At 42.8% G+C, this 24,877-nt stretch carries 28 protein-coding genes; 9 read left to right on the top strand and 19 right to left on the bottom strand.

Going from position 1 to position 24,877, the window contains the following annotated elements; translation table 11 throughout:
• Window positions 1-69: 69 nt before the first annotated feature.
• The 12 genes from F897_RS08650 to F897_RS08595 all read right to left on the bottom strand — a co-directional run bounded on the left by F897_RS08650 (window position 70) and on the right by F897_RS08595 (window position 12,544).
• Window positions 70-1,512: a M48 family metalloprotease gene (locus F897_RS08650; protein ID WP_034580903.1), complete on the bottom strand. Its 1,443-nt coding sequence runs from the start codon at window positions 1,510-1,512 to the stop codon at window positions 70-72.
• Between the two features lie 85 nt (window positions 1,513-1,597).
• On the bottom strand, window positions 1,598-2,578 hold the full coding sequence (locus F897_RS08645) for a 2-hydroxyacid dehydrogenase (protein ID WP_005235094.1): 981 nt from the start codon (window positions 2,576-2,578) through the stop codon (window positions 1,598-1,600).
• Between the two features lie 22 nt (window positions 2,579-2,600).
• Window positions 2,601-3,248: a hypothetical protein gene (locus F897_RS08640; protein WP_005235092.1), complete on the bottom strand. Its 648-nt coding sequence runs from the start codon at window positions 3,246-3,248 to the stop codon at window positions 2,601-2,603.
• Between the two features lie 209 nt (window positions 3,249-3,457).
• On the bottom strand, window positions 3,458-5,347 hold the full coding sequence (locus F897_RS08635) for a M48 family metalloprotease (RefSeq protein WP_034169988.1): 1,890 nt from the start codon (window positions 5,345-5,347) through the stop codon (window positions 3,458-3,460).
• A 91-nt stretch (window positions 5,348-5,438) separates the two neighbouring features.
• Window positions 5,439-6,974 carry an amidophosphoribosyltransferase gene (gene purF / locus F897_RS08630; RefSeq protein WP_005235090.1) on the bottom strand — a complete coding sequence of 512 codons (1,536 nt, stop codon included), beginning with the start codon at window positions 6,972-6,974 and terminating at the stop codon, window positions 5,439-5,441.
• Window positions 6,975-6,998: 24 nt separating this feature from the next.
• On the bottom strand, window positions 6,999-7,580 hold the full coding sequence (locus F897_RS08625; RefSeq protein WP_005235088.1) for a CvpA family protein: 582 nt from the start codon (window positions 7,578-7,580) through the stop codon (window positions 6,999-7,001).
• A gap of 5 nt (window positions 7,581-7,585) precedes the next feature.
• On the bottom strand, window positions 7,586-8,587 hold the full coding sequence (locus tag F897_RS08620) for a quinone-dependent dihydroorotate dehydrogenase (protein WP_005235085.1): 1,002 nt from the start codon (window positions 8,585-8,587) through the stop codon (window positions 7,586-7,588).
• A gap of 90 nt (window positions 8,588-8,677) precedes the next feature.
• Entirely contained in the window at window positions 8,678-9,157 is a 480-nt protein-coding gene (gene gspM / locus F897_RS08615; protein WP_005235083.1) for a type II secretion system protein GspM, read from the bottom strand.
• On the bottom strand, window positions 9,157-10,299 hold the full coding sequence (gene gspL, locus F897_RS08610) for a type II secretion system protein GspL (protein ID WP_005235082.1): 1,143 nt from the start codon (window positions 10,297-10,299) through the stop codon (window positions 9,157-9,159). Before gspL ends, gspM begins: the two co-directional genes overlap by 1 nt.
• 30 nt (window positions 10,300-10,329) lie before the next feature.
• Window positions 10,330-10,785 (bottom strand): SixA phosphatase family protein, encoded by a 456-nt coding sequence (locus F897_RS08605; RefSeq protein WP_005235080.1) that lies wholly within the window; start codon window positions 10,783-10,785, stop codon window positions 10,330-10,332.
• 73 nt (window positions 10,786-10,858) lie between these two features.
• Window positions 10,859-11,932 (bottom strand): NAD(P)H-dependent glycerol-3-phosphate dehydrogenase, encoded by a 1,074-nt coding sequence (locus F897_RS08600; RefSeq protein WP_005235078.1) that lies wholly within the window; start codon window positions 11,930-11,932, stop codon window positions 10,859-10,861.
• Window positions 11,933-11,965: 33 nt separating this feature from the next.
• On the bottom strand, window positions 11,966-12,544 hold the full coding sequence (locus F897_RS08595) for a nitroreductase family protein (RefSeq protein ID WP_004782456.1): 579 nt from the start codon (window positions 12,542-12,544) through the stop codon (window positions 11,966-11,968).
• Window positions 12,545-12,809: 265 nt separating this feature from the next.
• On the opposite strand from F897_RS08595, the gene F897_RS08590 reads away from it, so the two are divergent.
• Entirely contained in the window at window positions 12,810-13,187 is a 378-nt protein-coding gene (locus F897_RS08590) for a hypothetical protein (protein ID WP_034170065.1), read from the top strand.
• 62 nt (window positions 13,188-13,249) lie between these two features.
• Here the strand turns inward: F897_RS08590 and rhlB are convergent, their stop codons facing one another.
• Together rhlB and F897_RS08580 are read right to left on the bottom strand one after the other, a co-directional pair.
• Entirely contained in the window at window positions 13,250-14,401 is a 1,152-nt protein-coding gene (gene rhlB / locus F897_RS08585; RefSeq protein WP_004782458.1) for an ATP-dependent RNA helicase RhlB, read from the bottom strand.
• Between the two features lie 96 nt (window positions 14,402-14,497).
• The gene (locus F897_RS08580; protein ID WP_004782461.1) at window positions 14,498-14,713 is read right to left on the bottom strand and encodes a cold-shock protein; all 216 of its coding nucleotides are present in this window, start codon (window positions 14,711-14,713) and stop codon (window positions 14,498-14,500) included.
• A gap of 383 nt (window positions 14,714-15,096) precedes the next feature.
• Between F897_RS08580 and F897_RS08575 the strand changes: the two genes are divergently transcribed.
• From F897_RS08575 to F897_RS08550, 6 genes are all read left to right on the top strand, one after another.
• Window positions 15,097-15,330 carry a sulfurtransferase TusA family protein gene (locus F897_RS08575; protein WP_175968201.1) on the top strand — a complete coding sequence of 78 codons (234 nt, stop codon included), beginning with the start codon at window positions 15,097-15,099 and terminating at the stop codon, window positions 15,328-15,330.
• Window positions 15,331-15,471: 141 nt separating this feature from the next.
• Window positions 15,472-16,341 carry an RNA polymerase sigma factor RpoH gene (rpoH, locus tag F897_RS08570; RefSeq protein WP_005235076.1) on the top strand — a complete coding sequence of 290 codons (870 nt, stop codon included), beginning with the start codon at window positions 15,472-15,474 and terminating at the stop codon, window positions 16,339-16,341.
• 134 nt (window positions 16,342-16,475) lie between these two features.
• A complete protein-coding gene (locus tag F897_RS08565) occupies window positions 16,476-16,841 on the top strand; it encodes a DUF423 domain-containing protein (protein WP_005235075.1) in 366 nt (121 codons plus the stop codon).
• 39 nt (window positions 16,842-16,880) lie between these two features.
• The gene (gene thiS / locus F897_RS08560; protein WP_005235073.1) at window positions 16,881-17,078 is read left to right on the top strand and encodes a sulfur carrier protein ThiS; all 198 of its coding nucleotides are present in this window, start codon (window positions 16,881-16,883) and stop codon (window positions 17,076-17,078) included.
• Window positions 17,079-17,095: 17 nt separating this feature from the next.
• On the top strand, window positions 17,096-17,878 hold the full coding sequence (locus tag F897_RS08555; RefSeq protein WP_005235071.1) for a thiazole synthase: 783 nt from the start codon (window positions 17,096-17,098) through the stop codon (window positions 17,876-17,878).
• 309 nt (window positions 17,879-18,187) lie between these two features.
• Window positions 18,188-18,913 (top strand): hypothetical protein, encoded by a 726-nt coding sequence (locus F897_RS08550; RefSeq protein ID WP_005235069.1) that lies wholly within the window; start codon window positions 18,188-18,190, stop codon window positions 18,911-18,913.
• A 40-nt stretch (window positions 18,914-18,953) separates the two neighbouring features.
• Here F897_RS08550 and F897_RS08545 read toward each other — a convergent pair whose 3' ends face one another.
• From F897_RS08545 to F897_RS08535, 3 genes are all read right to left on the bottom strand, one after another.
• A complete protein-coding gene (locus tag F897_RS08545; protein ID WP_005235067.1) occupies window positions 18,954-19,265 on the bottom strand; it encodes a putative quinol monooxygenase in 312 nt (103 codons plus the stop codon).
• A gap of 15 nt (window positions 19,266-19,280) precedes the next feature.
• Entirely contained in the window at window positions 19,281-19,862 is a 582-nt protein-coding gene (locus F897_RS08540; RefSeq protein WP_005235065.1) for an NAD(P)H-dependent oxidoreductase, read from the bottom strand.
• Between the two features lie 156 nt (window positions 19,863-20,018).
• Complete coding sequence (locus tag F897_RS08535) at window positions 20,019-20,630, bottom strand: glutathione binding-like protein (protein ID WP_004782472.1); 612 nt, start codon at window positions 20,628-20,630, stop codon at window positions 20,019-20,021.
• Between the two features lie 216 nt (window positions 20,631-20,846).
• Here F897_RS08535 and F897_RS08530 point away from each other — a divergent pair, with 216 nt between their 5' ends.
• Window positions 20,847-22,292 carry a SulP family inorganic anion transporter gene (locus F897_RS08530; protein WP_005235063.1) on the top strand — a complete coding sequence of 482 codons (1,446 nt, stop codon included), beginning with the start codon at window positions 20,847-20,849 and terminating at the stop codon, window positions 22,290-22,292.
• A 150-nt stretch (window positions 22,293-22,442) separates the two neighbouring features.
• Window positions 22,443-23,159 (top strand): tRNA (guanosine(46)-N7)-methyltransferase TrmB, encoded by a 717-nt coding sequence (trmB, locus tag F897_RS08525; protein ID WP_005235062.1) that lies wholly within the window; start codon window positions 22,443-22,445, stop codon window positions 23,157-23,159.
• A 43-nt stretch (window positions 23,160-23,202) separates the two neighbouring features.
• Here trmB and F897_RS08520 read toward each other — a convergent pair whose 3' ends face one another.
• A complete protein-coding gene (locus tag F897_RS08520; RefSeq protein ID WP_005235060.1) occupies window positions 23,203-23,979 on the bottom strand; it encodes a Rossmann-like and DUF2520 domain-containing protein in 777 nt (258 codons plus the stop codon).
• 83 nt (window positions 23,980-24,062) lie between these two features.
• Window positions 24,063-24,860, bottom strand: coding sequence for a thioesterase family protein (locus F897_RS08515; protein ID WP_005235058.1), 798 nt, complete (start codon window positions 24,858-24,860; stop codon window positions 24,063-24,065).
• Window positions 24,861-24,877 lie beyond the last annotated feature (17 nt).

Raw genomic sequence — 24,877 nt, 5'->3', positions numbered from 1 at the left:
CGGATTGTAGCGTGATTTAGTAAACTTCGGCTATATCTACTGAAGCTAAAAATCATTAGAAAAATAGACTTAAATTTTAAACTGTCGCGTTTGCTGCATCTGTTTTAAACGTTGACCAATGGTTGCTGACAGAGATTGATTATTTTTGCTGATGCGTTGAGCATGTATTAAGGATTTAATCGCAGTTTCTTCATAGCCTGACCAGTACTCTACTTCGGCACGATAACGCAAGACGTTGGCGGCTTTTATTGATGAATCAGGTGCTGCATTCGCTGCCAGTTGCATTAATCTCCAGCCACTAACATCACGGGTACTGCTATTTAAAAAGCGCTGTACAATGGATCTGGCTTGATCAGGTTGTTTGGCACGAATCAGGGTTTCGGCATATTTATAATTTAAAGCACGGTTTTCCGGCATGATTCGTGCGGCTGAACTAATGCTTTTTAGCGCATTATCCAGCTGATTTTGCCCCAGATAAATATCAGTCTGAAATAACACCTGCAAAGGATGCATTTTATTGTGCTTTTTGGCTTGATCCAGTGCGGTTTGTGCCGCCTGAAAATCTCCCTGTTGAAGCTGATAAGCCGTTAAAGCGAGCTGACCAGGAAAATCATTACGTTGCACCATTAAGTTGAGCTGTTGTTCAGTAGTCTGACGTGACAGTACCCGTGTATACCATTTAATGATTTCAAAATCCTGATCATTTAAATTACGCTTAACCGCAGGCAGCTGATTGGCGCGCAAACGTGCTTCACTCATACGCTCAGTAGTTAGAGGATGCGTCAGCCAGAAATCAGGCATAAAGCTTAAACGGCTAGTGGAACGATGCATCACTTCAAAGAAATCCGCCATACTGTGCGGACTGTATCCGGCAGCATACATATATTGCATGCCGATCCGGTCCGCCTCACGTTCCTGATTACGGCTATAAGTTAATTGCTGATCCAGTAGAGCTGCCTGAGAACCCATCATCACTGCTGCACCTGCATCACCATCTGCCTGTGAAGCCACTAATGCACCCACCAGAATCCCTGCCAGGGCCAACAGTCCTTGTCCTTTAAAGGTTTCTTGCGAACGACTGTAATGACGTTGTGTGACATGTGCAATTTCATGTGCCATCACCCCTGCCACTTCATCCGTATTTCGAGCAGAATTAATCAAACCCGCATTCAGGGCAAATAACCCACCAGGTACCGCAAAGGCATTAATTTGCGGATCATTGATTACCATTAAACCGATCGGTTGCTGTAATTTGGTCTGACTGAGAATTTGGGAAAATATGGAAAGTAACTGATCTTCAAGCCATGGATTCTGAATCACAGGCATTTGTTTCTGGACTTGACGATAGACCTTTTCACCAATCATTTGTTCTTTTTGCTGGTCGATCAATCCGACGCCCGCACCAATATCCGGTACAGAAAATTGTGCAGCAGGCTGATTAAAATAATCATTATCACTATGTCCTGCTGCTGCACACAGACTTAACCCGCACGCCAATACCAAACGTTTCAATGAAAAATCTCTAAAATTCAGTTTCAACCTGTCTCGAATATAGCATCGAAAAATGAGCATAGATGCAGGAAAATGTTATTTAATATTACTTAGATGAACCAATCACTTGCGGATTCACCACATAGCGTGGCACCCGCCCTTCAAGTGCATCGACCAGATTCTGATAAGCCAGCTCAGCCATTTTTCGACGTGTTGCCACTGTGGCCGAACCGACATGAGGCAAGGTAATAACATTATCCAGCTCAAATAATTCTGATTCTTTTAAAGGTTCTTTCTCATAAACGTCCAGCCCCGCAGCAAAGATTTGGTTGGCTTTTAAGGCTTCGATCAAAGCCTGCTCATCAATCACAGACCCACGGGAGATATTCACCAGCACCGCATGTGGCTGCATTTGTGCCAGTTGTTCTGCTCCAATCAGAGCTCTTGATTCAGAATTTAAATCCACGGTAACCACCACGAAATCTGAGCGCTGCAAAAGTTCATTCAGAGAGCAATACTGTGCATTGAGGCCTTGAGCCAATTCCGGTTTTTCATTGCGATTATGGTACAGGATATTCATATTGAAACCGTAAAATCCACGGCGTGCAACTGCTGCCCCAATATGCCCTAGCCCGATTATTCCCAGCGTTTTTCCGAAAATATCCACACCAAACTGTGCTTCACGTGTTGTACGGTGCCATTGTCCCTGCTTGGTCCAGTGATCCAGATAAGCCACTTTGCGTGCAGCTGCCATTAATAGCGCAAATCCCAGCTCTGCCGTGGTTTCAGTCAGGACATGGGGGGTATTGGTCAGATAGATATTTTTTTCATTCAGATAATCAACTTCATAGTTGTCATACCCGACACTGACACTAGAAATGATTTTAAGTCGGGTTGCTGGTGCCAGATTATTGCGATTGAGCAGTCGGCCTGCCCCAATCATGCCATCGGCATCGCGCACATGTTCCAGCAACTGCTCATGCACATTGCCCAGTTTCGGCTGTAAGGTCACTACATTAAAATTTTGTTCGAGTTTTTTTTGGACATCCTTATCAATCTGGCTGAATACAATCACTTTTTGTTTCATATGTCCCTATTCCACATCAATATTAATCTGAGTTCTCTGGCCTGTTTTGCATAAACTGCCATAAGCGTTTTTTATGTATTGGCTGATCCAGCATTTCCTGTAAAGATGCCAGTTGAATCATTTTATTATGTGTCACATGCGGAATAGAGCCAAGGGAAATGATATTTTTTCCCAGGCTCATCATGTCCAGAAAACCTTGAATATAAGATTCAACACCTCGACCATCTTGCAGATTCACCCAAGAAAATGGCCAGTTCAGTTCATAAAATTCACTTTGCAGAGCACGCTGGATGTTGGTCCATAAAAGCTGGGTTTGCCCGGTCATTTCTGTGGCATCGATGACAATCGTGCAATGTTCCAAGCTTAAAGCTTGTAAGTTGAATGGCGGAATATGCAGAATTTCCCGCTGTTCCTGAATTGTTGCAACAACTACTGGCGCTTCACTTTTAGCTTCAGCTTTTGCTTCAACTGTAACAGGCTCAGGCGCAATTAAAGGAGCTTTTGCTACCGGAGCAATCTGAGTCGGTTGTGGCAGGATGATTTCGCTATGCAATTCTGCTGGAATCTGATCACGCCAGATCGAAACCTGATGCTGCTGACATACGTCGCCCTTGGGAATCCAGATATCTATTCCTAATGTTGCCAGTATGTCACGCTGATGCCCAATCATCTTTTCTTCATCACCTATTTCAGGTCGAACATTTTAACGGGATTCGCTTTTCTTTGCCGAACTATTTCCAGTTTTTCACTCTCTATCTTGAATCATTTTAACTTAGAATAGAAATCAATTTATAAGATTACTTTTTTTCTACTGCAAGTTCTTTTATAGATCAGTTCTTGAAAAACTGGACTTAAATACATCTTCTTAATTTAAAAATATTAGATAATCATCAAACTGTTTTTCTTGAGCATTTGCGAGGTAATTTCATTGGATTCAAAGCCCAAGCGCCAGTACAGAAGTTCCATCACATCCAGCTCATCCTGAGTCATGATCCGGTCACTCCACAGGCAAACTTCTGCAATACCCAACATGCTCAAACGATCACGTAATAACAATCCTGCAATATCATTTAAAATCTCGGCCAAATCAATCGGCTCATCTGAGATTTCACTATACAGCTCAAGTTCTCGTGGACTAAGAATACGGTTTAAAATCTTTTCCCGAACCTCCAGTTGATTATCGCTATTAATCTGCTGCACATGCAGCAAGGCATCAATCAGACGTACAATCTGTGGTTTGACCTCATCTAAAGACGTCGGCGTATGCATCGGCAGTAAATTCAGCTCATACTTCACCCGCTCTAGCAATAAGGCATCCAGCAAACCAATTTCACCATCTTCCTGAATAATCCTTGCCAGCTTCATTAAAAACTGCCGTGCAACTGTGGTAGGCATTCCACCAATATTTTTACAGGCTTGCTGGAAAATCGAGATATGTACCCGTCCATCCAGATTTAATAATGAATCAATAATCGCACGACTGACCTCTGCCTCGGTCGGAATAAATTCACGATATTGCCGGATCATCAAAATTGCGACCATCACTTCACGTGAACCGGTCGAAGTTTGCAAAGCACGTTCAATCAGCTCCGGACGCGGCATATTGGCACGCAGCTCCGGATTTAATGGCTTGATGGCATCTTTAATGGCGAAGCTAATTGGAGACAAGCGTAACAAAGGCAAAGGTTGTGGGGATTCCCAGACTGCTGTGCTTTCAGGCACGACATCTTCGAGTGAACGAAACAGACTAAACAAAGGCTGGTTTTTTAATTTCTTCAGATTTTCAAGCTGCAGATCCTGAATCAAGGCAGGATTTAATTCATAAATACGCTGATTAATATTCGGATGAATATTCAACCAGTTCTGTGGACTTAGAGAATTGGCAAAACACATATGTGAAATGGATTCGGCATATTCACTGTAAATCTGTGAACCTGAATGATGTACATGAATGCGCAATAAAGTCTGAATATTGGCATCATTCTGAATCAGGCGTCGGGTTTTCTGGTCATTTTTATAGGTACGTCCGCCCAATGAAATATATTTAATAAAACGTGTAATCAAAATACCCAAGCTGCCAATCAACCAGATGACTGCTCCGATTGAGACATAGAAGGTTTCAAACTTGTTTTCGCGAGGTACATCATTTCGATAAAACCCCAACTTCGCAATCTTGCTGCCCCACTGGCTAAAAGTGGTCAGACTGCTATATAGAATTTTCAGGCGGGTATTTTCAGCTGTTTCACCAGATAGAATCTTGTTAAATTCATGACTGAGCAAGCCGTAAAGTTCAATTTCATCAAGAGTTTGTAATGCACCCCAAGTCAGAATAATAGCAGTATCACGTGGACTAAAACCCGCTGTTAATGCATTGACCCCCACTTCATTCGGCAGGACATACATAGCTGGCGGTTCAATCAGGAACGTATCTGCCAGTTGAGTATTGATCCGTAGTGCAGCACTTTCTTCCGGAATACTTTCCATTTGGTTCAGTCGACGCGCGCCCATTTGCTGGGCTAAAGAATAGCCGCCGGCACGAAACGTATAAAATTCATAGATGACCGAAATAATCATCAAGAATAAAACCAGTGCTACCAGATAAGGACTAAGGACATGCCACCATATCGACTGGCCAGGATCAGCATAGAAAACAAACAGGCCAACCACTGTATTGATAATCAGAACTGTTAATAGTATCGCAATCAGACAAAAGCTGGCTAGCAATAGCATATTCTTGTTTTTGACCAAAGCATATCCTACGCTTTTCAATCTACCACCCTAACTGATCTGGTCTTTCCTTGGGCTCATCATAAAACAAAAAAGCGGGAAATTCCCGCTTTTTCATCATGATTTTAATTGCTTAGACTTCGCGTACACCGGTCAGATCAACTGATGCTGCATCAATATTCACATCAATAAAATTGTCGACTTTTTTGGCGCCATCACTGCGTTTTTGCTCTAATTGATCGAGGTATTCAGCATTGATTCCACCTGCGACATACACACCATCAAATACAGAACAGTCAAATTCACGCAAATGAGGAACCTTTTTGGTACGTACTGCATCTTTCAGGTCTTCCAGATCCTGGAAAATCAGACGGTCAGCACCAATAATTTCACGGATTTCTTCTACACTACGTTCAGAAGCGATCAGTTCAGATTTCGCCGGCATATCAATACCGTATACGTTTGGATATTTCACCATAGGTGCCGCAGAAGCGAAGAATACTTTTTTCGCACCCGCATCACGTGCCATCTGAATAATTTCATTACAAGTCGTACCACGCACAATCGAGTCATCGACTAGTAGAACGTTTTTGCCCTGGAACTCGAGCTCAACCGGGTTCAGTTTTTGACGTACTGATTTTTTACGCAGTTGCTGACCTGGCATGATGAAGGTACGGCCGATATAACGGTTTTTCATGAAACCTTCACGGAATTTCACGCCCAGCATATTAGCCAGTTCAAGTGCAGAAGTACGTGAAGTATCCGGAATTGGAATCACCACGTCGATGTCGTGCTCATCGCCCCACTCGCGCAGAATTTTTTGTGCCAGCTTCTCACCCATTTTCAGACGGGCTTTATACACAGAGATCCCATCAATGGTTGCATCTGGACGGGCAAAGTACACATATTCAAAAATACATGGACGGTATTCTGGATTTGCTGCACATTGCTGGGTAAAGAAGTTACCGTCAGAATCAATGAAAACCGCTTCACCCGGTTCGATATCACGCTCAACCTTGAAGCCTAGCGCAGTAATCGCTACAGATTCAGAAGCAATGATATATTCCATACCATTTTCTGTTTCGCGCGAACCGTAAATCAATGGACGGATACCATTTGGATCACGAAAACCTACCAAACCTTGGCCAGTAATCATCGCAACAACGGCATAACCACCTTTACAACGCTCATGTACACGCGTTACAGCCTGGAAAATATCTTCAGATGTTGGTACCAGCTTGCCACGTTTTTGTAATTCGTGCGCCAGTACGTTTAGTAGCACTTCTGAATCTGAATCAGTATTCATGTGACGCAGGTCAGTTTTAAACAGGTCATCATGAATTTCTTCAGCATTGGTCAGGTTACCGTTATGTGCCAGCGTAATCCCATAAGGTGAGTTTACGTAGAATGGTTGCGCTTCGGCACTGCTTGAAGTACCTGCCGTTGGGTAACGCACATGACCAATACCATAATTACCCTGTAAAGCACGCATATGACGGGTATGGAATACATCACGGACCATACCGACATCTTTACGCAGGAACAGACGGCCTTCCTGACAGGTCACAATCCCAGCTGCATCTTGTCCACGATGTTGTAACATCGTTAATGCATCAAACAACATTTGGTTAACAGGTGATTTACCAGCTATACCAACTACTCCACACATAGCAACCTCGCAGACAAGCTAGGATTAATAAAAAGGATTATTCGTTGACGCATCTGAACTCTTGGCCTTGGATGCCGGTTCAGATGAGGAATCTGAAGGTTTCTGTGCCCCTTCAGACTTGATATGTTGCAGGGCGCCATTTGCGGCTTCTTTGGAGAGCTCTGTTGCCCAAGGCGCATATGGCAATAAGACCTGTATAAATTTAGACTGCTTCCAGTGCGGTGAACTTTCGACCCACGGACCAATGCCCTGCATGGTAATCAGGACAATCAGCAAACCTTTCAGGCTGCCGAAAACACCCCCCGCAAGACGATTCAGCGGACCAAGTTTCAGGGTTTTTAAAATGCGGTTGAGCAGAAAGGTGACAATCCAGGTGAGTACCACAATCATCAGAACAATAAAGGCAAAGGCTGCAATCTTCTGTACCACTGGATCTGTACTGAGAGCAACCATTGAGGGCGCAAGTAGTGTTGAATATTTCGCCGCAATAATCAAGGCAAAAATCCATCCCACTAAGTTCGCAAAGGCTTTGATAAATCCTTGGCGCAAACCGTTGAGCCCTCCAATGAGCAAGATAATCAGTAGAAAGATATCAATGGCATTCATAGGACTTAAAGCGCGGCTACACAGTCTTTAACCAGTTCCGGCCCAGTATATATGAGGCCACTATAGACTTGTACAAGGCTTGCACCAGCTTTTTTCTTGGCCAGCGCATCCGCACCTGAAAGAATACCACCCACACCAATCAATGGAATTTGTCCCTTTAATTCCTCTGCAAATGCAGCCAGACATGCCGTGCTTTTCTCAAAGACTGGCGCGCCTGATAAACCGCCCGCTTCTTCTGCATGCTCCAGACCTTCCACACCTTCACGTGACAATGTGGTATTGGTCACGATCAGACCATCAATCTTGTATTGCAATAACTGCTTGGCAATAAAGGCAATATCTTCAGCTTCAAGATCCGGTGCAACTTTTAATACCAGAGGAACGTAATGCTGATGTTCCTGAGCCAGTTCCAGCTGACGATTCTTCAGCGTTTCCAGCAATTCAGTCAGTGCATCGCCACTTTGTAAACTGCGCAGGTTCTTGGTATTTGGAGAAGAAATATTAACGGTGATATAGGAAGCATAATTATAGACTTTTTCTAAACAAATAAGGTAATCATCTACTGCTTTTTCTACCGGAGTATCAGCGTTTTTACCGATATTGATTCCCAGTACACCTTTAAATTTTGCAGCTTTAACGTTTTCAATCAACTTATCCACGCCATCATTATTAAAGCCCATACGGTTAATAATCGCTTTGGCTTTCGGAAGACGGAATAAACGTGGATGAGGATTACCAGGTTGCGGGCGTGGAGTAATGGTACCAATTTCAATAAAACCAAAGCCTTGACTGGCCAAGGCATCAATATAGGCACCATTTTTATCTAACCCTGCTGCAAGACCGACCGGATTAGGAAATTCGATTCCCATACAGGTCACAGGTTTCACAGCAACATTTTGACGCATCATGCCCATTTTATGGGATGATTTTAATAGTGATAGTGTCAGCTCATGTGCACGCTCTGGTGCTAAAGAAAACAACAAAGGGCGGGCTAGAGAATACAACATATCTAGAAAAGTCTACTGCTTTTTAAGTCGGCATATTATAGGCATAGGCTGACAAAAAAACCATGCTTTGCAAATCTTTATTTTTACCAGTTATTGCACAGTCGCTGTTAATTTAATCTGCCCTGCTTCATTATTTAGTTCCATTTTCTCGATACTTAGCCCCATTTGTGCCAGCTGCGTCAGGAAGTTGGCCAGCACAGAATAATTTTCGTGAGACAGCATCAACTGAATTTTTCCATCCATTTGCTGTGATGCAATCGACAGCCCTTGTTGCTGGGCAATGCGTTGCACTTTTTCTGCTGCATCTAATTGCAAGTCTCCTGCCGGCTTCATGGTAACCGCATTGCTTTGCATCCAGACCAGCGTATCTTTTAGATCATTTAAACGTTTCTGCTGGGTATCTGCTGCCTGATGCATCGCCCAGAGTGCACTTGCAACAGCGGTCACCAACACAAAGATCGTTGTAAAGATCACCAGAATGCGTTCACGTGCTGACAAACGATCCAGATAATCGGTCAGTTTTTCGATTTGCAGATCCATACGGTTCTGTAAGGTTTCAATGGCTTTCATTATTGTATTTTCACCAGTCCTACGACGCCTGTTCCATTCGCCTGTATATTCCCCAATTCCACTTTAAAGCCCTGCTGCCCTAGTTGCTTGGTTAAAGTATTTAAACTTTCAGATGAATTGGACTGTAATTGTAGACTCAATCCTGACGGGTCATAATTGACGCGCTGTGCCACAATCTGGTTTTGCATTAGTACCGGCCCGACTCGGCTGATGAGCTGTAAGGCCTGAGTGTCTGCGGTCTGGCTTTGACGAAGCTGAGCTTCGAACTGGCTTTTAATATTCTGCTCAGTGACCGGATAATTTTGTCCGAACCAGTATTTAAACTGGTCAATAGCCTGCATCGCAGTGGTATTGGCGACTTTTTTATATTGGTACCAGCGCACCGCATCGTAAGTGAACTGCAATACCAGAATCCCAAGAAAAACCGTCGCACAGGCTTTCCAGTAACCAGAAACAGTATGATCCGATTTACCCTTTGGCAGGATATTAAATGGATGCTGTTTCGGTTTTTTTAGCATTGGCAACGTATATTCGAACGAGTTTAATTGTTCACGTGTTGCCACAGCTTCCAGACTACTCATTTGTTCAGGGCTGAGATTGCTGACCTGATATTCCAGATCTTTGGGCTGAAAATCCAGATAAAGGCTCAAATCATCCACTGACTGTCCGATATATTCAGCTTCACGTACCAGCAGATGCCCACTGATTTGTGCAATAACGCGCTGCTGCGCATGTTCAGGCACTGGCAAAACCAGAAAGTCTGGCAATAACGCAGCGACTTTAACAGGAATCAAATTCAGGGCATGCTGCAAAGTTTCAACTGTAGAATTTGCAATCCCCAGAATACTAATCTGATCAGGCTGCTGAAAATGATGCAGCACTTTCATGGTATCGACAGGCAGTACTACATATTCTTCTAACAGATATTTGATGCCATCATTGCCCATTTTTTTATATTGGCTCTTTGGCAAAGTCTGCTGCAAAATCTGCACATGACGACTTGGAAAAAAGACCGTCGCCTCTTCACCATGATAGGCCTGAATATCCTGAATCAGCTGCTCGAGTGTCGCAGCAGTGTTCCAGAATTCCCCCTTTGACCATTGCCAAACCCCATTGGCTTCCGGCATCCATAAATACAACATCGATTGTGTTCTACCGTTTTAATTGGTTTTTTATACTGTTGGAATAAAGCTTTTAACTTGTGTTGATAAGCCTGGTGCAATCACGGCCTGATCATAAATACGTGCTTCTGACAAATGAAATGGGTGGAAAGACTCAGTCACGAGAATGGAGGCAATATGCGCCACTACATTCATATGACAAACCACCGCAATGGACTCATACGGCAACTGCGATAACCATTCAACTGCAACTTTGGCATCATCATCAGGCTTGATGGTATTACAGATCACCACGGGTACATCTTTAAAATAGTGCTGTAAATGCGCCAGAGTTTCCTGCGCACGCAATAAAGGACTGACCACAAACACCTCCGGTTTAATGATGTCCCTTAAATACTGCGCTGTCTGTTCCGCCTGTTGATGCCCGCGCTCCGTTAGGGGACGCTTGGTATCATTCCCATTCACTGGTGGCGCGGCTTCGCCATGTCGCACTAAAGTCAGTTGCATCTTATTTCCTTATTTATTTGGTCGTTACGATCATCAGTCAGCATCTTAATCATCGTGCTTCTTGTGTTATAGATCAGACTTGATGATGTGGCAAGACAAATTCGACATCACTGCGATGACCATTTTTCATCAAGGATAAAGCGATCGTCAGCGGCGGCGCTCCTTCAAAGATCACTTCATACAAAGCAGTTGTAATCGGCATATACACATCCAGCTCTTCTGAGCGTGCTTTTACCTGCACAATCGTGTTAATCCCTTCTGCCGTCTGCCCCAGTTCAGTCGTCGCCTGCTCTAGGGTTTTACCCTTACCTAATGCATAACCAACCTGATAGTTACGACTTAGCGGACTATTACAGGTGGCAAAAAGATCACCTACACCTGAAAGCCCAAGGAAAGTCAGCGGGTTTGCACCCAGCTTGACTGCAAACCGACTCATTTCCGCTAGAGCACGGGTCAGAATCATACTCTTGGTATTCTCACCAACATTATAGGCAGCCGCCATTCCCATTGCGACCGCATAAATATTTTTCAGTGCACCGCCCAGTTCTACGCCATGTACATCATCACTGGCAAAAACACGGAATAACGCACTATGGAGTGCTTGTTGCACTGCATAACGTACCAGTTCAGATTCACTGGCAATCACCGTACCTGCCGGCTGTCCTGCGACAATTTCCTTGGCCAGGTTTGGACCAGACAGCACACCATAAGGCACTTCCGGTAGTTCTTCACGAATGATGTCACTCATAAAGCTGAAAGTATTGGCTTCAATCCCTTTTGTCAGGGAAATCACCGCTTGAGATGTGATAAAAGGCTTGATCTGCTGCAATACATCACGGAAAGAATGGCTTGGAATCGCGACTAAAATAATATCGCGATCACGAACAGCCTTCTCCAGATCGGACACAGCAAGCAGATTTTCTTCCAGCTTAAAATCCGGAAGATAACGCTTATTGATATGTGTTGCATTAATATCTTCAGCTACTTCCGGGTCACGAATCCAGATCATGGTATCGCAGCCATTTCGAACCGCGGTATTGGCCATTGCAGTACCAAAACTACCACCGCCTAAAACTGTAATTCTTAAAGCCGTATTCTGGTTGACCGCAACCGGTTCAATCAAATTGGTAAAATTTAATTCTGACATCTTGCTTTCTAATATCCTGTGTCTTGAAATGCCTTAGTTTTGATTCCAATAACTTACATAATTCTGGGTTTGGATTTCAGCACGTGGTGCAATCGCTTTTGCCGCCGTACCGATATAGATAATGCCAGAAACCAGATCATCTTTACCAATGCCGAGCGACTGCTTGAAAAATTTTGATTCTACCACTGCGCCACTACGCCACATGGTTGAAAAACCTTGAGCCTGTAAAGACAGCAGGAAGTTTTGAATAGCGGCACCTGAACTCAGAATCTGTTCAAAATGTGGCACTTTAGGATGATCCTGCAAACGGGTTAATGCCAGTACCAGCAAAGGTGCACGAAAAGGATGATTTTTGACCCGTTCAATCTGAGCTGATTCAGTTTGACCCAAATCTATCAGTGCTTGTGATAATAGTTCGCCAAATGCTTCACGTTGCGCATCCGGGATGATCACAAAAGTGGTAGGCTTCAATCGGTGATGATCTGGTGCTGTCAAAGCAGCTTTAAATGCCAGTTCTAACTGCTCTGCATTCGGTGCAGGTGCCAGCAAATGCCCTATTGATTGACGTTGGTGAATATTTTGATGAACGATGTCGACCACAGATTCCGTCATTGCTTTATAGATCTATAACTTAAAAACTATGGTCAAGATTAGCATATTCCACTAACAATACTCTAGAAACTTGCAATAGCCTTTACCTTGAAAATATTTAAGGAAGATTACAATATTTTCCGTGGAATCAATAAAATGCCTCTTTCATTCACTTTTCTCTCATAGAGCGACATCAAAAATTGCCAAACTTATACAACAGCTCCTAATTCTGTGCTTTTTACTGTGTTTCAATATCCCCAGTTCTGTTTTCAAGCGAGATTTTATGATGAAAAAAACAATTGCGATCAGCGGACTAGCAGCTTCAGCTCTACTTTTAACTGCCTGTGCATCTAACCCGACTTCAGTAGCGGTTCAAAAGGAAAATAATCAGTTTGAAGTAACAGGATTAGGTAAAAACCAGTTAACCTCTAAAAATAATGCAGTGAATGCCGCCAGCAAAACCTGTGGCTCCAAAGCAACTGCGATTATTCTGGATGAAAAAACTTCTTATGATGGTGCACTAAAAGGTGTAGTCGATGAACAGACCGGACAAATGATTCAGGCTGCTGCGACTGTATTAGGCAATATTGCCGGCACCAATACCGGATTGAACCAGAATGATGATTATCAGACTGTTTTAACGTTCCGTTGTGAGGCTAAATAAGCTTCAACATGTGCAACAATAAAAAAACCGCTCTTTAAGAGCGGTTTTTTTTGCAATTTAGATTAGCAATAACCTTCCAAACGGGTCAGCGGTAATTTCTGTCCAATTGCTTTTTCAATCTCTGGCAGATAGAACGCATCATCTTCCGCCAGGAAACTGATACTTACACCACGCGTTCCCGCACGACCGGTACGACCAATACGGTGTACATAATCATCTGACTGTTCAGGCAAAGTAAAGTTAATCACATGGGATACGCCGTCTACATGAATACCACGACCGGCAACGTCTGTCGCAATCATGATGTTATGTTTACCATTTTTGAACTGGTCTAACATTTTCAGGCGTTTGTCTTGAGCAATTTCACCTGACAGCATCACCACCTTATAACCATCACGTTTTAAATGGTCATAGAGCTTACGCACCTGATCACGACGGTTAGCGAAAATCATTACCTTTTCAATCGGTTCATCACGCAGAATGTCTTGCAGCAATTTATATTTATCTGCCTTCGCGACCATATAAACACGTTGTTCAACGTCGGCATTGGTTTTCTTCTCTGGTTCGATTTCGACAGTGACCGGTTCAAACAACCATTGCTGTGCCAGATTCAACACATCATAGCTAAAGGTTGCAGAGAACATCAGTGTCTGACGCTGCTCTTTGCGTGGCGAGAAACGCACGATACGTTTTACTGATGGAATAAAGCCCATATCCAGTAGACGGTCAGCTTCATCAATCACCAGGAATTCAATCTGGTCCAGCCAGACTTCTTTTTGCTCGACGAAATCAATCAGACGCCCTGGCGTTGCCACCATGATATCGACTGGCGCTTTATCCAATTGAGCTTTCTGCTTGTCAAAATCTACACCACCCAGAAGTGTTACCACACTCAGGTCAGTAAACTTGGTCAGCTCATGCGCGTCGCTTTCAATCTGTAATGCCAGTTCACGAGTCGGTGCCAGAATCAGTGCACGTGGCTCACCACGATAACGCTGCTCTTTTACCGGATTGTTCAGCAAGTCATTAATCACGCTAATCAGGAATGCGGCAGTTTTACCCGTACCCGTTTGTGCACGACCAATAGCATCATGTCCTGCCAAGGTGAATTTTAAAACCTTCTGCTGAATCGGCGTCATGGAAGTAAAGCCTAAAGCATCAATTGCCTTTTTCAGTTGGGGATGTAAATTTAAGGTTTCAAAACCAGATGACATAAAGCGCTGCTCTAATTTGATAATCACTAAGATGGAATAGTATAAACAAAAAACGCCCCAATTTATATTGGGGCGTTTATTAGCTTAATCCGAAGATTAGTCTAATGGTTGAACTTCTTCAGCTTGGAAGCCTTTTTGGCCTTTAACTACACTGAATTCAACACGTTGGCCGTCACGAAGTGAACGGTGGCCTTCGCCTTGGATTGCACGGAAATGAACGAATACGTCATCACCGCCGTTGCGTTGAATAAAGCCGAAGCCTTTAGTGTCGTTGAACCATTTAACTACGCCTTGTTCACGAGCAGCTGTCATAAGTTAATCCTCATTGATACTAAAAAAAGGACCACCCGGTGTTGCAAACAGCAGAGCAAACAAGTTTGAAAATATTATTTTTAAGCTTGTAATCATTCTGTAAAACTATTAACAAAATCCCGGTTACATCCATTGTGTATAGGGCGAAAAACAATCAATTTGTTTATCTGAAATCCTAAATACGCAACGAGCTTAACATGGGTTTATGACAATTAATAGATATTTTTTAGCTTTGTTCCTTTTGATTTAGTTATTTTTTTCACAATATATATCAGAAAAATTATATATATTATTTCATGTAACTTTTTAGCCAAATAGTTGGGTTTTGGCATCCTATTTGCTAATATTTATAGCCTTTTTTTTGCGATATGAATAAAACGGAAATGAGTGATAACCACGGTCAAGCGCATATTATTGATGCCATGGGTAAACCCTGTCCGATGCCGCTCCTGATGTTAAAGCGTGCATTAAAAGCAGATCAGGGCAAAACATTCTTGCTAAAGTCATCAGATCCACATAGTCAAACTGATGTTACACGATATTGCCAAATGCATCAGTTAAAATGCGAATCTCAACAGATTTCTGCAACTGAATATCACTACCTGATTGAATCTTAAAAATTTTCAATTAAACTGGATGCTCTCCATACTCGTATAAAAGTTTACATTTCTCTACCCAAATATCCATTATTTGAGGAGAGTTTAGATTAAGATAAAACCTAGTTAAGGGTTAAATCCCCCGCACTTCAAGGAGAACACATGAGTGACAGCCGCAATCAATTGATGCCCCTGTCATTATCGGCGCCAGGTGTCAATCTTGGTGCTTATATTAGCACTGTCAATCAAATTCCTATTTTAACGGCCGAACAAGAAAAAGAGTTGGCCGAACGCTATTACTACGACCAAGACCTGGACGCAGCAAAAATGCTAGTCATGTCTCATTTGCGTTTCGTGGTACATATTGCACGTAGTTATGCAGGTTATGGCCTGCCTCAAGGTGACCTGATTCAGGAGGGCAACCTTGGCCTGATGAAAGCCGTTAAACGTTTTGACCCGAATATGGGCGTACGTCTGGTGTCATTTGCGGTGCACTGGATCAAAGCTGAAATTCATGAATATGTAATTCGTAACTGGCGTATTGTCAAAATTGCGACCACTAAAGCGCAGCGTAAACTGTTCTTCAATTTACGTAGCCTGAAAAAGTCATCTAAAAAGTTAACGCTTGAAGAAGCTCAGTCGATTGCCAATGACCTGAATGTAACGCCAGAACAGGTGCTGGAAATGGAAGGCCGATTGACAGCTTATGATGCGGCATTTGAAGCATCAGGTGACGATGATGACGAAAATTCAACTCACGTTGCTCCAGCACTATATCTGGAAGACAACCGTTATGATCCGGCACGTCTGATTGAAAATGAAGACTATGAGGAACAAAGTACCTCTGCCCTACATGAAGCGATGGAACAGCTTGATGACCGTTCTCGTAATATCTTGCAGCGTCGCTGGCTGGATGATGAAAAGTCAACCTTGCATGAACTGGCAGCTGAATATAATGTTTCCGCTGAACGTATCCGTCAGCTTGAAAAGAATGCAATGGAAAAAATCAAAGTGGCAATGTCTTCAAACTGACGTGTTGAATTAATAAGCTACTAATCTTAAAAAAGCCTTCATATATGAAGGCTTTTTTGTCTTTTAATGTCGTGTTTCGGTCTCTGCTTTTATGCTAAGGTTAAGCGCAAACTTTATTGAGAAGATCAATTCAAATGTGGATTGCGATTTCAGCACTGAATCTTGCGCTTGCGGTCATACTCGGCGCATTTGGTGCCCATGGTTTAAAGACTCGAGCGACTGAAGCACAGTTGACCTGGTGGCAAACGGCCACAGATTATTTCTTCTACCATGCTCTTGGCTTACTTATTCTGGCAGTGATCAGCCGAGTGATTCCTGAATTGCCAATCAAATGGAGTTTTCTCCTGATTCAGGCGGGGATTTTCCTGTTCTGTGGCTCACTCTATATCATGGCACTAGGTCTGCCGCGCGGTTTAGGTGCAATTACGCCAATTGGTGGTGCCTTAATGATTGCTGGCTGGTTAATTCTGGCCTGGAATGCCGTAAAATACCTCAAATAGGTCTGATGCTTTAATCAATAATCATGGAGGGTTGCCAAGATGCTGGTATATATCAATGGCGAACAACAAGAAACTCAATGCAAGAACCTGCTGGAACTGGTTCAAAGTCTGGCGCTTGAGGGTAAGCGCTTTGCTGTTGAGGTAAATGAAATGATTATTTCTAAAAGCAGATTGGGTGAAACGCCCATTTGCGAAGCGGACAAAATAGAAATTATTCACGCAGTCGGTGGCGGCTAATAACACTTGGAACAATTATGCAAGATTTATTACAGATCGGTTCACGCCAATTTCAGTCTCGTCTCTTAGTAGGCACAGGCAAATATAAAGATTTAAATGAAACAGATCAGGCCATTCAGGCCAGCGGTGCAGAAATTGTAACGGTTGCTATTCGCCGGGTGAATATTGGTCAGCATCCGGACCAACCGAACCTGCTTTCAGTAGTTCCACCAGAAAAATACACCATTTTGCCAAATACAGCAGGCTGTTTTGATGCCAATAGCGCAATACGCACCTGTATGCTGGCACGTGAACTGTTGGATGGTCATAACTTGGTAAAACTGGAAGTTCTGGGTGATGAAAAGACGCTTTATCCAAATATTACTGAAACCTTGAAAGCAGCGCGTACCCTGATCGATGACGGTTTTGAAATCATGGTCTATACCTCAGATGATCCGATCGTAGCACAAGAACTGGAAAGTATGGGCTGCGTAGCAATCATGCCTTTGGGGAGCCTGATCGGTTCTGGTATGGGGATTCTGAATCCACATACAATTTCGATCATTAAAGAAAATGCCAAAGTGCCTGTGCTGGTTGATGCAGGTGTCGGTACAGCAAGTGATGCAGCGATTGCCATGGAACTGGGCTGTGACGGCGTACTAATGAATACGGCGATTGCAGCAGCACAAAATCCGGTCTTAATGGCCTCTGCGATGCGTAAAGCGGTTGAAGCTGGTCGTGAAGCATTCCTTGCCGGCCGTATGCCATGCAAACGCATGGCCAATGCCAGCTCACCTGAAACCGGTTATTTCTTTAAATAATAATCAGGGCTAGAAGCTTAAAAGATTATTTGAATCATATCGATCTGTTCAGGAGTTTCTAGCAAACTCCTGAACTTTTAAATTTAGATACCCAAGTTAAATTTGAAGATTGAATATTAAAAGTTCACTTCTTGGTTTAGACAAATTTGAATAGGAACTTCAAATCCCCATAGTTGAATTTATAAAAAAGCTTTAAAGTTCACCATAAATATCTATCCAATATTCAAAGAAATGACTTAACCTTGTTGGCTAAACTTATTACTCAGCTTTGACCATCAAAAAAATTATAAATAAAAGGAATTTAAACCGATGCTTCATCAGATCAAACTGCCTTTCCTATTTAGCACCCTGCTGTGTATAGCATTTACACAAAATGCATGTGCAAAACCTCAGACAGATAGTTCTTTCAAATCAAGCTATCAATCTTTTATTCCGAAAAACTGGAAAGTTCTAGAAAAAACGCAAGGCGATTTAAATCAGGACGGTCAAGCAGATCTCGCGCTGATTATTGAAGATACTAATCCCGAAAACCTTGTTGCAAATGCAGGTGTAGGCAATCATGTTCTGAATACCAACAAACGAAAACTTTTGATTTTATTCAAGCAAGAAAGTGGTTATCAGCTTGCAGCTAGCAATACTACTTTGCCAAACGAAGGTGATGTTGAATCACCTTGTCTCGCTGATCCACTTGGTGAATCCGAAGCCTTAAGCATTCAAAAAGGTGTACTTCGGGTTCATTTATATTACTGGCTAAGCTGTGGTTCATGGTATGTCACCAATCATACTTATACATTCCGATACCAAAATAATGCTTTTAAGCTGATCGGCTATGATGTAGATGATTTTCACCGTGCTTCGGGTGAGAGTACAGCACTAAGCATTAACTTTTTAACAGGCAAGGTAAAAACTACAACAGATGAAAATGAATTTGCAGAACAGACGCAACCTGCCAAAGTTCAATGGTCCACTTTAAAACACCGCTACGCACTAAAATTTGAACAGGTTCAATTTAATCAGCCACAAGAGTTCAAATAAAATTAAATATCACAAACTCTTTCAAACTGAGAATTACAGCTTAAAGTGCTTCTAAAATTCGGATCTTTACACTCGCAACCGCACCTTGAGTGGCTTTAGCATGTTGCTGCATATTTACACTATGCATATGGGTTTCCAGATGCTGAATACTTTCCCATTTTTCAAACATCATGATTGAAAAAGGCACTTTGGTCTGTAATCGGCTCTCAATCTCTGGATGATCAATATAAACATCATAAAGATGACAGCCTGGCTCTTGTAATACCTGTGCGCGGATGTTGTTAAATGAATCCAGCACTGTTTTCATATCTTGTTCCGAATGACAAATGATTTCAGCAATAACGGTTAGCATGGTCATATCTCCTGGTTAAGCAAAAATTTGAATTAAATGTTCACGATACTGTGTAATATACGCTTCAACTTCAGGGGCTTTAATTACATCATTCACAATAAATGTCGGTAAAGCCTGCATCCCCAAGAATTGGTTGGCTTTATGAAAAGGTAGGTAAACGCCATCTACACCCACGCCATGAAAAAACTGCTCGGTATCCGTAAACGCATCCATCGGTGCATTCCAGGTAAGAGATAACATATAGTTTTTATCGTGAATCAGGCCACCTGAGCCGTATTGTTTTGAAGCATCTGAACGTGAGCGACCATCATTTGCATATAGGCTGCCATGCCCTTCGGTAAAAACATCATCAATATACTTTTTCACTGGCCACGGCGCACCCATCCACCAGCCTGGCATTTGGTAAATGACCGTATCTGCCCAAAGATATTTTTCCACTTCTGCTTTTGCATTATATTCACTATCAGCACGAGTCACCTGAACCTGATGCCCCAGCTTTGTTAATACTTCTTGAGCCAGTTCGGCCAAAGTATCATTTAACTGACCATTTGAATGGGCGAAAGCTTTTGCGCCGTTAATTAATAGAATATTTTTCATGGAAAGAACCTGAAACCAAAAATTTATACGGGCACTATATAGATTCTGCTTATTGCTAAAAAGCAGTGATTTTGCAAATCATTATTGACTAAATATCAACAATTACTTTGGAAGCAATAAAAAAGCGCCCTACGGCGCTTTTTCAAAATTTTGTGATTAAGGGATTAAACCTTCATCACGCATTGCAATCTGTACAGATTGACGTTCTGCAACCTTATTGCGGATATGAATAATATTTTTATATGGACTCAGATCATGTTCAATCTGGTTCGACCAGTTGGTCAGAACAAATAGGTAAGCATCTGCCGGACCGAAATTATCATCGACCAGATAATCATTGTCCGATTCACCAATGGCCTTATCGATATAACTCAATAAACGGTCAATTTCTGCATAGGCTTTTTCTTTGGCTTCATCTGATAATTTTCCTGTGAAGAAGACAGCATAAGCATCATGCAACTCTGAGTTGAGATAACCTAACCACTCCAGCACTTTGGCACGTCCCATGCCAGAAGGAGGAATCAGATCTTGTTTTGGATCGTGTTGAGCAAGAAACGGTAAAATTGCAACATTTTCTGTAAGAATTAAACCCGGATTAATTTCTAGTGCTGGGACATAACCCTTTGGGTTAATTTCGTAATAATCTGCACCTTTTTCTGTTTTATGGGTTTTTAAGTCAACACGTTCCAAATCAAAATCGACATTAATTTCATTTAAAATAATATGAGCTGCCAAAGAGCATGCGCCTGGCGAATAGTAAAGCTTCATTTCTGATCCTTGTTATACACTTCTCAATGTTTTAAATCGCTTCTGACAAACTTTCAAGTGATCAAACCTGTAAATTGCAAAAAAGCGTAACTGTGATTCGGCACAGTTACATATCCAATATTGAGGAATTTACAGGCTTTTGCAAGTCAATCTTGTGTAGATTTTTATCTGTATCTGTTTAAGATACGCAGGTTCTCAAAATTTAGATGATATTTCGTGATTAACCTGAAAAAAGAAGAATGGTTTTCCAATATCCGGACTGATGTGCTGGCAGGTCTGGTGGTTGGACTGGCCCTGATTCCTGAATCTATTGCTTTTTCTGCGATTGCAGGTGTTGATCCGCAAGTCGGCTTGTATGCCTCTTTCTGTATTGCGGTGTCCATTGCCTTTTTCGGTGGCCGTCCTGCCATGATCTCTGCGGCGACTGGTGCAATGGCGCTACTGATGATTACGCTGGTCAAGGATCATGGTTTGCAATATCTGCTTGCAGCCACAATTCTGACCGGGATTATTCAGGTGATTGCGGGCTTTTTTAAAGTTGCCAAGCTGATGCGTTTTGTGTCGCAGGCTGTGGTATATGGTTTCTTGAATGCCCTCGCGATCCTGATTTTTGTGGCACAAATCCCGGAAATTAACCGGATGGACAGTACGGGTTATCTGTTCATTTTAGTAGGTTTGATAATTATCTATCTGTTTCCTTATATACCGAAAATCGGTAAAGCGATTCCATCGCCTCTGATCTGTATCGTCGTGCTGAGCGCACTTGCGTTATTGCTTGGTGCAGATATGCGTACTGTGAGCGATCTGGGACAGTTTCCAGATACCCTACCCGTCTTTCTTCTTCCAGAAATTCCACTGAATCTGGAAACCTTGCAGATTATCCTGCCTTATTCCTTTACTTTAGCCACTGTAGGTCTGCTTGAAAGTATGATGACCACTACGGTCATTGATGAAGTTACCGGAACTGAAGGTGACCGCCATCGGGAATGTCGTGGTCAGGGTATGGCCAATATTGTCAGCGGTTTTATGGGCGGAATGGCCGGTTGTGCCATGATTGGTCAGTCGATTATCAATGTCTCTTCAGGTGCACGTACCCGTTTATCCACTTTGGTGGCTGGCGTGTTTTTGCTGTGTCTGGTGGTCTTCCTGAAAGACTGGCTGGCTTATATTCCAATGGCTGCGCTGGTTGCTATTATGATTATGGTGTCATTTACCACCTTCCAGTGGGGTGCAATCAAACAGTTTGGCAAGCATCCGCTAGAATTTAATACCGTGATGATTGCTGTGATAACTGTCGTGCTTGCTACTCATAATCTGGCGCTCGGTGTATTTGTCGGTGTATTGCTCTCTGCTTTGTTCTTTATTAATAAGCTAGAAAGAACTGTACATGTCTCGACTTATTTGCATGAGCCTAATTCACGTAGCTATAAAATTTCTGGACAGATCTTTTTCAGTAGTACAGAAAAGTTCTACCAGTTTTTTGATTTTAAAGAAAAGCTGGATCATGTTGAGCTGGATCTGACCCATGCACATATCTGGGATGTGACTTCAGTAAATATGCTCAATAATGTCATCCAGAAGTTTAAAGCCCAAGGCATAGACGTGACCGTAATTGGTTTAAATGAAGCCAGTAGCACTTTGATCGACCGTTTTAGTACCTGATCAAGCTTGATCTATAAAAGAGCCAACTGGCTCTTTTATTTTGCCTGGGATCTCTGGCTCGATTTTTATGGAGAAATACCGAGAAAAGTTTGACTTGCACCGCTCAGGACTTAAAATACCGCATTCTGAATTTTTAGATTTGCCAAAATTATGTCGAACGATCAATTAGACCAGCAAGTCGTGGAGCTGGACAATTTAAGCGAGCACCGTGAAATTGTGACGTTTATGCGCCGCTCAGCGCCATTAAATACCTCTCAACGTACTGCGCTTGAACAATATGGTCACTTAATTTTGGAATATCCGGTAGGTGATTTGCGTCAGTATTTTGAACATCCTGAACGTCCGCTGACTGTAGAAATCGGTTTTGGTATGGGCCGCTCTCTGGTACTCATGGCTAAAGCGAATCCAGAGCGTAACTTTGTCGGAATTGAAGTGCATGTACCGGGGATTGCGCAGTGCGTGTATGAAGCAGGTATGGCGGGCGTGACTAATTTACGTGTACTGGATGCTGATGCGATTCAGGTGCTTCGTGAAATGCCAGACAATAGCATTAACACCGTTCAGTTGTACTTCCCTGACCCATGGCAGAAAAAACGTCACTTTAAACGCCGTTTTGTATCTCATGACCGCATGTCATTGGTTGAGCAAAAACTGGAACTTGGCGGTACTTTCCATGCTGCAACAGACTGGGAACCGTATGCTGAGTGGATGCTGGAAGTTCTGGAAGAACGTCCACGTTTAGAAAATCTGGCGGATAAAGGCAACAGCTATCCTCGCCCTGAATGGCGTCCACAAACCAAGTTTGAGCGTCGCGGAATCGAAGCTGGCCACAAGATTAATGACTTTATCTTTAAGAAAATTTCTTAATATCTATAAGTCTAAAAAGCGCTGATTATTCAGCGCTTTTTTATTAGCTATGATGGCGTTCTAAAATCTGCTGACTGAGTAATTTATACACACCTGCCAAGTCTTGTCGTTGAGATTGCTCTAGCATCTGCTGATGCATATTCAGAATATTCTGATCACCACGCATCGCAGGTCCCGTCTGTCCTTGGCGAGGATCATTTTGCGTCGCCTTATTGGCTGTTTCCAGAATCAATGGATAAAGCAGGCTAAAATCTACCTGTTGTGCATCTACCACCTGCTTAGCCATGTCATAACAGTAATTGCTAAAATTGCAGGCAAACACAGCAGCCAGATGCAAGCTCAAACGTTGGTCCGAACTATATTGATAAACTCTTTTGCTTAGGCTATTTGCTAAATGGGTTAAGATTTCTTGATCTGTTGGGTCAGATGCTTCAATAAATAAAGGCGTATTTTCCCAGTCGATTTCACGTTCCAGACTAAAGGTTTGCAATGGATAAAAGACGCCAGACTTTGCATGTATATCTGCTAGAACATTCAGGTGAGTACTACCCGAAGTATGGACAATCAGCACATCTTGCAAATAAGAATGGACTTGTCTGATGACATTAGCAATTGATTGATCACTCACGGCAATGATGATCAAATCTATATTCTGATTCAGATTCTCAGGTTGAGCGATAGCTTGCGCTTTAAATCGATTAGCCAGTTGCTGTGCTTTATCCAGAGTCCGGCTGTAGATCTGTACAATTTCATGTTGTGCTGACAATACACGGACAAGATGATAAGCCACTCGTCCTGCCCCAATGATACTAATCCGCATTCATCAATATTCCTGAACCATTGCGCACAGCATGCCAATAAAAAAAGGATGAATCAATTCATCCTTTTGCTTTTGAATCGGATTTAGAATTTACGTAAGGTCAGAATCTGTTCACTGCGACCGAAAGGCCCGTGAATATCATGCAGCACACCGCTGGTGAGACCAATCCCATCTTCACCATACTGTTGCACTACTTCCAGCCCCAGCCATTCACCTTGCGGCAGACGGTGCATATGAATCTGTAAATCCAGATTTGGAAATCCCCAGCCCGCATTTGGATCCTGACGCGGCACAATGCCATTGGCCGTATCTACCATACCAAGTAAACGACTAAAATCTGTAGTCGGTTGTCCTTCGACCATATCCAGTGAATTTCTGAGCCAGACAATGCCTTTGCCTGCTCGATGATCAGGATGTGCACGGGTTTCAATACTTTGAATATAACCACCCGGCCAGCAACTCATACCCTCCCAAACCGGTAAAAACTCAGGGCTTTCAATCGGAAAATCTTCGATACCTGCAATGGCCCGGCTATCCGAAGTCAGCATCCTCCAGGCACGAGCAACGATACAGGTTTTTCCATTGGCACACATTTCCGCCTCAATCAGTTCAATAGTTTTGCCAGGACGGATCATGCGCGTAGTAATAGAAAACTCACCAAATGCAATCAGTCCAAAAATATCCAGTCCAACCCGGCCAATACGCATTTCTGATCTAGGCTGAAACTGTTCTAGTTCAACACATAGAATACCGGTTGCCGGTGCCATGTGCTGTTCATGAGGATTCCACGCACCTTGAGCATGAATATTGGAACGATAATAGGCAGTAGTACTGCCATCTGCATGCTGTTCGCGCTGGATCAAACTATAATATGCTGACATTCTTGTTAAACTTCCTT

Origin of the sequence: Acinetobacter variabilis, assembly GCF_000369625.1 — a bacterium.
GTDB classification, from domain to species: domain Bacteria; phylum Pseudomonadota; class Gammaproteobacteria; order Pseudomonadales; family Moraxellaceae; genus Acinetobacter; species Acinetobacter variabilis.
This window is presented reverse-complemented; position numbering and strand designations above follow the sequence as displayed.